This is a genomic window from Mailhella sp. (genome assembly GCF_057866825.1).
Genome location: NZ_DBMAHT010000067.1, coordinates 1 through 10,607 on the forward strand (window position 1 = coordinate 1; position 10,607 = coordinate 10,607).

Consider the following 10,607-nt stretch of genomic DNA (forward strand, 5'->3'; position numbering starts at 1 on the left):
ACTTGGCGCGGCCTGCATGAGGGGGAAGCATGTGCGAAGATTGAAGGTCTTCTATGCGCCTTGCCATAAATCTGCGAAACGATTAAAGTGCGGGCGTCTGTCATCTGTGAGGACAAAGGATATCCATGCCCAGACTTGCCGTTTTTCATGCCGACAACCTGGCGGTGCTGCGCGCGCTGCCGGATGCCTGTGTGGACCTGATTTATATTGATCCGCCGTTCAACACGGGGAAGGTGCAGCGTCGCACGCAGCTTGCGACGGTGCGGGACGATCACGGCGACCGTGTCGGATTCAAGGGGCAGCTTTATCGGACGATCCGGGGCAAGACCAGCGGATACGACGACAGATTTGATGATTTTCTGGGCTTTCTGCAGCCGCGCATGGAAGAAGCGTACCGCATACTTGCGCCTGAGGGAGCGCTGTTCTTTCATCTGGACTACCGGGAGATTCACTACTGCAAGGTGATGCTGGACGGCATTTTTGGCCGCGCGTCGTTCATCAACGAGATCATCTGGGCGTACGATTACGGAGCGCGCTCGAAGAAGCGGTGGCCGGCGAAGCACGACAATATTCTCTGGTACGTGAAAAATCCTGAGAAGTTCACGTTCAATTTCGACGCGATGGATCGTATTCCCTACATGGCGCCTGCGCTGGTGGGGCCGCGCAAGGCGGCGCTGGGCAAGACGCCGACGGATGTGTGGTGGCACACGATAGTGAGTCCGAACGGCCGGGAAAAGACCGGCTATGCCACGCAGAAGCCGCGGGCGATCATAGATCGGATAGTGAAGGTGCATTCCAATCCCGGGGACATTCTGTGCGACTTTTTTGCCGGAAGCGGCACGCTTGGGGAATCGGCGTTTGAGCTGGGGCGCAATGCGCTCTTGGTGGACAGCAATCTCGAAGCCGTGCATGTGATGAAGAAGCGCTTCAGCGGCAAGGATGTGGAATGGCGTCGGGGATCTGCGCGAGTCCGTCAGGCGTTGAGCGATCTTGTGGAAGCGCGGGACGCCATTCGTGCGGAGGCCTTGAGCGGAGCGACGAAGGCTGCGGACGAAGCGGGCACGCCGCCCGCCGAGGGGAAGAGTGCCGGAAAAGTGAAGGCGAAGAAGCCGGGCGCTGCGGAAGGGACGCCGGGCAAGGCTCCGACCAAGGCAAAGAAGCCCGGACGCCCGAAGACGAAGGCGGCGAAGCTTGCGACGAAGACGGTGAAACCGACGCCGAACGAGGACAAGCCGGGGCGTACCCGCGGGAGCCGGTGAGGGATTCGTGCCTGAGCGGCTGAGAGCTCCGCGTTGGAGCCGTTGACGGGGCCGAGCCGAAGCAAGCAACAGATCCGTGACGGAGCCGGACGGCGATTTGCCCTCATGCGCGGGACTGGCGCGGCCCCCGGATGCCCCGTCCACATGCCCCGTGCGGCAGGAACGACAAGCGTCGCCTTTTGCAGGCGGCGTTTTTTTATCTGCGGCCGGAGCGGCAAGACATCGCACAGGGCCGTGGGGCCCATCATGCTGTGAACCTCAGCTCCGTACAGGCGACGCCCCTGCACGCAGGGCCGTGGGGCAGCCGTGGTTCGCGCGGGGAGCGGACGGGCGCTGGGGAAAATTTCTCAGAGGCTGCGGCCGCTCTGCGCGCCGGGCTTGATGCCTGTTGTTTTCTCGTTCCGTGTCTGTATCCGTTTAAACTTAAAGCCTGCGGCAGGAACGATTCTTGCCGCAGGCTTTAGTGAGGAGGACTATGTAAAGCGGGGCGCCTCAGGCTGAAAAAGCGCCCCGCATGGCAGGGAAAAAGGAACGGAGCGTTCCCCGAGAGGAGGGGCTGACAAAAGCAGGCGCGGCAAGGGGGGAAGGTGCGCAGCGTATCCGTTCCGGGGGGAAAAGGTTTTACCGGCGTCGAAGCCCTTGGGAAGATTCCCCGTCATCCCGGGGCATCGTGCCGGTTGCCGTGGAGCCGTTGTCCCTGCGGTTCGATGGGAGTCGGCCTGATCCGCGGCGAAAATATGTTCAATCGGCGGCGCTGAGTCCGCCGACGTTTTGCCCCTATTTGATGATGAGGGCGAGCACCGGAATGAGCAGCAGCGAGACGAGCGTGCTCATGATGACGGCGGCCGAAGCATCGTTGGAGGCGACCTTGTAGGAGTCGCTCATGGCGTAGGCGAGGGTGCCCACGGGCATGGCGGCGAGCAGCACGCCCATGGAGCGCCACATGGGTTCGGTGTGAAAGGCGGTGAGCGCGATGAAGGCGATCACGGGCTGGGCTATCTGCTTGCCGATGAGAATGACGGCCTGTCTGCCGGGATGAAACACGCTGTTGTCGCCGTGATTGCGCAGTCTTGCGCTGATGACGATGCCGAGGGACACGAGAGCGCAGGGCATGACGGAATTTCCGAGGGCGCGGCAGGGGGATTCGATGACGGCGGGCACGGGAGTTCCGGAAGCGTAGAAGGCGGCGCCGCCGAGGGTGGCGAGCACCACGGGATTGGTGACGAGCGCGAGGGCGATGGTGCGTATGGGATGCCGTCCGCGGGCGCCGTTGTTGACGAGAATGAACAGGGTGATGAGCACCATGGGGATTTCGAGAATGTTGGTGAGGGTGCTGGCGAGCACGACCACGGGGCTGCCGGGATACAGGGCCATGAGCACGGGCAGGCCGACGAGCACCACGTTGGGGAAGCTGGCGAGCATTGACAGCACCACTTCCTCCCGGTAATTTGTATCGAATTTAAGGAAGTGGAACACCGGAATCAGCGCGCCGAAGGTCACGAACAGGCAGACGGCGAATCCGGCGAGAAACGCCTCATGGTCGAGATCTTCGGGGCGGCACTCGGCGATGGAAAGAAAGATCAGGGCCGGAAGTCCGAGGTTGACGAGGAACTGATTGAGCGTAGTCGAGCCGAAGGGGGGCACGAGTTGAAAGCGTTCAGCGAGCATGCCCAGGAAGATCAGCACAAACACGGGCAGCAGTAATAAAAACACATCCCACATGGGAATCTCCAGACGGGCGCATGGCGCGCGTCATTTGCATTCGTAGTTGTTTTGGATTTCGCCTTTCGGCCGGAAGGCGCGGAAAAACAACATGCAGCAAATGCAGCGGCGGCGCAAACGAGATTTCTTGTGGGCCGGGATAAGTTTTTCTTATGATAGAGAATCCACCGTTGAATGCGCTGGCGGCCTTTGAAGCGGCGGCGCGGCTGGGCAGTTTCACCCGTGCAGGGGCGGAGCTGTGCGTGACGCAGGCGGCCGTGAGTCAGCACATCCGGCATCTTGAGGATTACCTGGGAGTGCCGTTGTTCATCCGTCGTGCGCCCGGAATCCGACTCACGCCGGACGGGGAACGGTATTACGCGGCGATTGCGGGTGCGCTGGACACGTTGCGTCGGGAGAGTGCGCGTCTTCGGCGCGGGGTGGGGCCGCTTTCCGTGGTGGCGGAGGCGAGTTTTGCGAATCGCTGGCTGGCGCCGCGACTGAGTCGTTTTTGCGAGCGCTGTCCGGATATTGATATTCGTATTGGACCGCATCCGGGGCACCCCGTGCTGGGGCCGGAGGTGGATGTCATTGTGCGGCTGGACATGCCGGAGACGCCCGGACTTTTTATGGTGCAGCTGCCGGAGGAGCGATTTTTCCCGGTGTTCGGCCCGGACTACTGGCGTGACCATGAACACGACTGGCAGACCGACCGGCTTTTGCGTTCTCCTGAAGCCGGGGAACAGGAATGGAAGGCGTGGTTTCAGGCTTCGGGGCTGCGCCCGAACCTGCGATTCGGGCCGATGTTTCAGTTTTCGTACATGGCGCTTTCCGCGGCGGCGGAAGGCCGGGGCGCGGCGCTGGCAAGCTCGCTTCTCGTGGCCGAAGACCTCCGCGCCGGACGCCTCGCCGCTCTGCGCACGCCCACGGTCCCGGTCAGAAGCCGCTATACCGCCGTCTGCCTCGCCGAAGCCGCCCGCACCCCCCGCGTGAGCGCCTTCTTCGCCTGGATGCAGGACGAACTCTCCCGCGACAGGGCCGAATTCCCCGACTGCTTCCCCGATTCCCGGGAGTGAAAGGCAGAAAAGGCAGAAAAGGCAGAAAGAGAGGAAAGGCATGCGGGGGAAATAATTCCCCCCGCGCCCCCCTGATTCCGCCGAAGGCTGCGCCGTTCGGCGGGGCGGGAGCGTGCAGGCAAAGCGCGTTGCCGAAGATGACGGGAGTTCAGAAAGGCAGAGGCTGCGGAAGCCGGAGTGCTTGGTGGACGCTGTTCGGTCTGCGGACTCAGTGCAGGTGTGCGCTGCTGCGCCCACCTGCGGTGGCCGACTCCTGTCCGACATTTGTCGGACAGTCGTGTCAACGGAAGAGATTTCCAGATGTTTTGTCGGAAAAGCACTCGGCTCGATGTGATTGAGCTGAGTTCGGTTCAGCAGCTTGGGGGAAAAGGTCTGCCGGAAGGCCATCTTTCAACGCACAGGGGCCCGCGACCTGCCTTCAGGCGGTCGCGCCGACGGGCATAAGTAGGCGGAATTTACTTCCGCCGTTAAACGCAATGCCCGTCGTGCAAGTTCCGCAGGCCGTACAGTGTGTCTTGAGCTGACGGGACGTTGCGGCACTCGGGGTAAGGAAAATGTCGCCCGCGCCGACGGGCAGTTGCGGCACTTGGGGAATGAATTGGTACTGACGGGCGTCCGGGAACCCCTCGGCTTTATCGGGTTGACGAGCCAGACAAAGGGCTCTATAAAAATGTCTTTGGCGCGTTTTCAGATGGCCGGAACGGCCTTCTATTTTTCAAGGTGCGTCCTAAGGAGAGATATATGTCGAACATGACAATCGTTGGTGCGCAGTGGGGCGACGAAGGCAAGGGTAAGATCGTCGATCTGCTCACTTCCGAAGTGGATATGGTGGTCCGTTTTCAGGGCGGCAACAACGCCGGACATACGGTCATTGTTGATGGCCAGAAGTACGTCCTGCATGTCGTGCCCTCGGGCATACTTCATCCCGGGAAGATGTGCGTCATCGGCAACGGCGTTGTGCTCGATCCTGAGAGCTTCCTTGAGGAGATAGACGCCCTCCAGAGCCTCGGACTCGACGTCAGCCCCGAAAGACTGAAAATCAGCTACAAGACGCATCTCATCATGCCGTATCATCGCGCCATCGACGGCGCGCGCGAAGGCAGTGCGAAGTCCAAGATCGGCACCACCGGCCGCGGCATCGGCCCCTGCTACGAAGACAAGAAGGCCCGTGTGGGCGTGCGCGCCGGCGATCTGACCGATCCCGAAGTGCTGCGCGACAAGATTGAGCACGCCCTCAAGGAAAAGAACGTGCTCTTCACGCAGCTCTACGGCCTGCCCGCGCTGGATCCCGAAACCGTGTTCAACGATCTCATGGCCATTGCGCCGCGCATTGTGCCCTATCTGGCCGACGTGTCGAGCCTCATCATCGATGCCGACGCCGCCGGCAAGAGCATCATGTTTGAAGGCGCGCAGGGCGTCATGCTCGACATCGACCACGGCACCTATCCCTTTGTGACCTCCTCCAACGTGGTGTGCGACAACGCCTCCATCGGTTCGGGCGTGCATGCTGGCATGATCGATCAGCGCATCGCCATCGTGAAGGCCTACACCACCCGCGTGGGTTCCGGACCTTTCCCCACGGAACTTTTCGACGACATGGGCGAATTTCTGCGTCGTCAGGGCGGCGAATACGGGGCGACTACCGGACGTCCGCGCCGCTGCGGCTGGCTTGATCTGGTGGTGCTGCGGGAAATGGTGCGTCTTTGCGATCCCACGAGCATTGCGCTTACCAAGGTGGACGTGCTTTCCGGCCTGAAGGAAATCAAGTTCTGCGTGGCCTACGAGTACGAGGGCAAGGTAATGCAGTATCCGCCGCAGACCCCGCGCGGCCTCGACAACGTGAAGCCGGTGTTTGAAGTGCTGCCCGGCTGGGACGAGGATCTTTCCGGCTGCACGGACTGGGATTCCCTGCCCCGCAACTGCCGTCGCTACATTGAGCGCATCGAGGAAGTGCTGGGCGTGAAGGTGGGCTACATTTCCGTGGGGCCCGACAGGAATCAGACCTTCCGTCACTGATATGGCGGCGGGAAAAAAAGAAGGTAAGACGGCTGCGCGCCGCGTTGCGCCCGAGGATGTGCTCCCCGGCGTGGACGAGGCGCGCGCCGCGTTTTCCGGTGCGCTGGGGCCGGAACTGGCCAGACAGCGCGGCTTTTTGCAGGCCATGCGCGAGGAGCCGCCGCAGCTTCTGCACCTGGAAGGCGGCGATGCGTCGTCGCGGGTGGCGCTGGCCCTGTGGTGGGCGGCGCTGCTGAACTGCGAGGAGCAGGGCGACGAGCCCTGTCTGCGCTGTCATTCGTGCCTGAGCATCGGGGCGCGGATGCATCCCGATCTTTTTCTGCTCGACGGCCGTGTCGGATCCATCAAGATAGACGATGTGCGGGGACTGCGCCCGGTGATGGGCGAGAAGCCGCATTTTGCGCGGCGGCGTGTCATCGTGCTGGCGGAAGCGCAGTCGCTGGGCGTGGAAGCGGCCAATTCGCTGCTCAAGGTGCTGGAAGATCCTTCGCCCGACACGTGTTTTGTGTTCACGGCGCCGCAGCGTGAGCGGCTTTTGCCCACGCTTGTGTCGCGCGGATGGGTGATTACGCTGCCCTGGCCGGAAACCGGACGCGCGTTGCCGGAGGCCATGCGGGTGTGGGAAAAGGCGCTCACGCAGTTTGCGACGGAGGGGCGCGGCTGGTTTGATTTGTCGCAGTCGCGCAACGGGCTGGATGCGGCCACGGCGCAGCAGGTGGCTCTTGTGGGGCAGAAGGCGCTGGCGGACTGCCTTGCGGGGCGCGAATCCGGGGCGCTGGCGGCGTTGTTCCGTCCGCTGCCGGAAGAAAGTCTGCTGGAATTGTCGGATATTTTTGTGGAGTGTCAGGATGCGCTCATTGTGCAGGTGAATCCGCTTCTGGCGCTCGACGCCATGGCCACGGGCGTGTATCGGGTGGTGCGCGAAGGACGAGGTCGTTCACGTCGGAGTCCTTGACAGAGGGGCATATCGTTCCTACCTTTTCGGGTACCACGATTGGAGGTCTTTTGATGAGTCAGGAATTTGAAAACAAGGAAGCTCTGAACGAGGAGCCGGAACTCGAAGCCGGGGAACAGCCGCAGACCGAGGAAGCGCCCGTTCAGGAAAAGTCGGAAGACGAACAGCTTGAAGAGTGCCGTGCCAGACTCTGCGCCGCCTGCAATGTGGCCGCCGAGGCCAACGCCGTGAAGCTGCGCGCGCTGGCCGAAATGGACAACTTCAAGAAGCGTGTTCAGCGCGAGAAGGAAGAGCAGGCGCGCTACGCGGCCGAAAAGGTGCTGGCGGATCTGCTGCCCACGCTGGATAATCTGGATCTTGCGCTGCAGTACGGCGGACAGTCGGAAGAGAGCCGGAACATGATGGTGGGCGTGGAAATGACGCGCACCATGCTGCTCGACGCGCTGAAGAAGCACGGACTGGTGCCTGTGGGCACGGCGGGCGAGGCCTTTGATCCCAACAATCACGAAGCCGTGGGTCAGGAAGAGGCCGAGGGCGTGGATTCGGGATGCATTGTCCGCGTGATGCAGAAGGGATATCGCTTGAACGATCATCTGCTGCGTCCGGCCCGCGTTATCGTTGCCCGATAGGATTCCTTTTGAAAAACGTTGCGGAAACGGAGATGCCTTCGGGCAGCTCCGTTTTTGTGTTGGACGAAGGGGAGTCGTTTCCGCTGAATGGCGTTTTGCGGCGCGGATTGCGGCGCGGACAGCCCTGCGGGGCCGGATGTGCTGCAAAAGGCGTTCCTGCGTGAGAAGCGCGGCGCTTTTTGGGCGCGGCGTGTGCTTCGGAAGGCGGGGGCGATGGATGAGTCATTGTAGCTAATGGAACAGGAGAAATACTATGCAGGTACTTCTTGTGAACGGCAGTCCGCATGCCAAAGGTTGCACGTTTACGGCGCTCTCTGAGATTGCCGCCGAACTGGAAAAGCAGGGCATCGGCTCGCAGATTTTTCAGCTCGGCACGCAGCCCATTGCCGGCTGCATCGGCTGCGGCGCGTGCCGCAAGACCGGCCGCTGCTTCCGCGACGACAAGGTGAACGAAGCGCTGGCGCTGGTTCCCGAGTTTGACGGATTCGTATTCGGTTCGCCGGTGTACTATGCGTCGGCGTCCGGCCAGCTGGAAAGTTTTCTCGACAGACTGTTCTTCAGCGGCTCGTCGCTGTTTGCGAACAAGCCCGGCGCGGCCGTGGTGAGCTGCCGCAGAGGCGGCGCGTCTGCGGCGTTTGAGCAGATCAACAAATATTTCGGCATGAACAACATGCCGGTGGTCACGTCTATTTACTGGAACCAGGTGCATGGCAACACGCCCGACGAAGTTCGTCAGGACGCGGAAGGCCTTCAGACCATGCGTCAGCTTGCCAGAAACATGGCGTGGATGCTCCGCTGCTTTGAAGCGGGCAAGGCTGCCGGCGTGCCGCTGCCGGAGAAAGAACCCGTCATCCGCACCAACTTCATCCGGTAGGAGAAGGTGCGATTGAGGCTCCGGGCAAGCCCTGAGCCGTGACGGTCAGGCGTTCTGCAGAACTTCGGTTTTGCGGAACGCCTTTTTTTGTGCCGGGCACGGGGCGTGTCCCGTTTCTGGGGAACGAAAGCGCGGGGCGCGTCGTGTTTGTTTGAGCAAAAGCGCGGGCCGCCTCCTGCGGCGCATGGCCGGATGCGCGGCCCGGGGCGGGTGTCCGGTCCCGGCTGTGTTGTCCGTTGCGTCGACGGTTGTTTCTCTCACGGCGTCGTTTGTGCCCGGCGACTTTTCCGTTCCTGCGGCGACGGTTGTGCTCATCCCGGGTCGGTTCGCGTCGCTTGTTTCCGGCATCGTCCGGGGGGCGTCTCTGCTTCCCCTGAGCTTGGGGAGGCCGCAGCCCTGACGCGGGAACCGCCCGTCTTGCCGTTTTTTCCTTCCGCGCCCGAAAGAAGCGCGTTGTGCGCGATTCCGGGCTTGCCACGCTGCTGTGCGCCGTGTACGCTGCAACACGGCGGATGCGCAGAGAATTTGCTCTTCCGCCTGACGACTTCTCGATCGCCCCTGCCTCTCCTGTGCCGACGCCGGACAGCGCCGGGCTCCGGCCCGTGTCGTGCTCCCGCCTGCGCCTGCAAGCGGAACCCCGCGCCTGGCGGAGGCGTCTCGGCAATCCGTGCCGCCCCCCGGGTGGATTTTTCCATGCTGCTGCGGGCGTTTTCGCGGCACGTGGCGTTACGCCGGGCCGCTGCCTCGAAGCGCGGCGCGTGGAAAAAATGCCGGAACGCGGTCTCTCGCCGAGGCGGCGTTGCTGCCGGGCTTTTGCGATCGAGTCATCTTGCGAACAGTTTTACCCTGTTTACGGGCGTCGCCCCCGGACGCTGTCGGGAGCTTTTTTCCGCAAACGGGCCTTCCCGAGCCGGTGTATGAACATGTCCAGCACAGCCGTCGGTCATGCCGCGGCGCTTTTTACCGTTGTCGTCTGGGGCGTCACGTTTGTGTGTACCAAGGTGTTGCTCAGGGATTTTCAGGCCGTGGAAATCCTGTTTCTGCGCTTTGCCATGGCCTTTTGCGCCCTGTACCTCGTTGCTCCCGGGCGCCTGCCGCACATGACGCCGCGCCGTCACGCCGTTACGGCCGCCGCCGGACTCACGGGCACATGCCTCTATTACCTGCTGGAAAACATCGCGCTTGATCACACCATGGCGTCCAACGTGGCGGTCATTCTCACGGCCGCGCCGCTCTTCACCGGACTTGTGGGGCGCTTCGTGTTCCGCAGCGGCGAGCGCCTGGGGCTTTTCTTCTACCTCGGCTTCTTTGTCGCCATGACGGGCATTTGCCTTATCAGCTTCAACGGCGCGCAGCTTTCCCTGAATCCGGTCGGCGACCTGCTCGCCGTCTCTGCCGGACTGGTCTGGGCCTTCTACGCCTGTCTCACCAGCATCATGGGCACGTGGGGCGTCTCGTCCATCCAGATCACCCGCGCTACCTTCGGATGGGGCCTGCTGTTCATGATCCCCTGCATGCCCCTCTTCGGCTTCGACTGCAACTTCGCCAGACTCCTTCGCCCCGTCAATCTCGGCAATATGCTCTTCCTCGGCCTCGTCGCCTCCGCCCTCTGCTTCACAACCTGGAACATGGCCGTCCGCGCCCTAGGCACCGTCCGCGCCAGCCTCTATATCTACCTCGTCCCCGTCATCACCGTCGCCGTCTCCGTCGTCGTCCTCAACGAATCCCTGACCTGGCTCTCTGCCCTCGGCACCATCCTCACCCTCGCCGGCCTCTTCCTCTCCCAGTCCGAAAAAAGATAGAAAGGCAGAAAAGGCAGGAAAGGCATGCGGGGGAAATAATTCCCCCCGCACCCCCCTGTTTCTGCCTTCCGGCTTCGCCGGAGCGGCAGGACAGGGTGAACGGGAAGATTATGCCCGAAGCTGTGGGCGAAGGGAGGAGTGGATGACGAAAGGCCGTCTTTCAACGCTGTGGGGCCCCGGGCGACATCAGGAGCCCGGCCGACGGCAGGCAAGTAGCCGGAATCCACTTCCGGCGTTAAACGCAGCCGCCGTCGTGCAAGCAATGCAGACCGTACAGCGTGTCTTGCGTAAACGG

At 62.3% G+C, this 10,607-nt stretch carries 8 protein-coding genes; 7 read left to right on the top strand and 1 reads right to left on the bottom strand.

Features of this window, described 5'->3' with window-relative positions; genetic code table 11:
• Nucleotides 1–125 precede the first annotated feature (125 nt).
• On the top strand, nucleotides 126–1,259 hold the full coding sequence (locus ACZM96_RS07225; RefSeq protein ID WP_489488206.1) for a DNA-methyltransferase: 1,134 nt from the start codon (nucleotides 126–128) through the stop codon (nucleotides 1,257–1,259).
• A 777-nt stretch (nucleotides 1,260–2,036) separates the two neighbouring features.
• On the opposite strand, the gene ACZM96_RS07230 is transcribed toward ACZM96_RS07225, so the two are convergent.
• Nucleotides 2,037–2,981, bottom strand: a complete 945-nt coding sequence (locus ACZM96_RS07230) for an AEC family transporter (protein WP_294489207.1) — start codon at nucleotides 2,979–2,981, stop codon at nucleotides 2,037–2,039.
• A 152-nt stretch (nucleotides 2,982–3,133) separates the two neighbouring features.
• Here ACZM96_RS07230 and ACZM96_RS07235 point away from each other — a divergent pair, with 152 nt between their 5' ends.
• The 6 genes from ACZM96_RS07235 (at nucleotide 3,134) to ACZM96_RS07260 (ending at nucleotide 10,312) form a co-directional block, all read left to right on the top strand.
• A complete protein-coding gene (locus ACZM96_RS07235; RefSeq protein ID WP_489488207.1) occupies nucleotides 3,134–4,036 on the top strand; it encodes a LysR substrate-binding domain-containing protein in 903 nt (300 codons plus the stop codon).
• 741 nt (nucleotides 4,037–4,777) lie between these two features.
• On the top strand, nucleotides 4,778–6,052 hold the full coding sequence (locus ACZM96_RS07240) for an adenylosuccinate synthase (protein WP_489488209.1): 1,275 nt from the start codon (nucleotides 4,778–4,780) through the stop codon (nucleotides 6,050–6,052).
• Nucleotides 6,053–6,110: 58 nt separating this feature from the next.
• On the top strand, nucleotides 6,111–7,007 hold the full coding sequence (locus ACZM96_RS07245; RefSeq protein ID WP_489488211.1) for a DNA polymerase III subunit delta: 897 nt from the start codon (nucleotides 6,111–6,113) through the stop codon (nucleotides 7,005–7,007).
• Nucleotides 7,008–7,060: 53 nt separating this feature from the next.
• Entirely contained in the window at nucleotides 7,061–7,636 is a 576-nt protein-coding gene (gene grpE, locus ACZM96_RS07250) for a nucleotide exchange factor GrpE (protein ID WP_346664695.1), read from the top strand.
• A gap of 253 nt (nucleotides 7,637–7,889) precedes the next feature.
• On the top strand, nucleotides 7,890–8,510 hold the full coding sequence (locus ACZM96_RS07255) for a flavodoxin family protein (protein ID WP_346664694.1): 621 nt from the start codon (nucleotides 7,890–7,892) through the stop codon (nucleotides 8,508–8,510).
• Nucleotides 8,511–9,433: 923 nt separating this feature from the next.
• Nucleotides 9,434–10,312, top strand: a complete 879-nt coding sequence (locus ACZM96_RS07260) for a DMT family transporter (protein ID WP_489488212.1) — start codon at nucleotides 9,434–9,436, stop codon at nucleotides 10,310–10,312.
• Nucleotides 10,313–10,607: the final 295 nt, after the last annotated feature.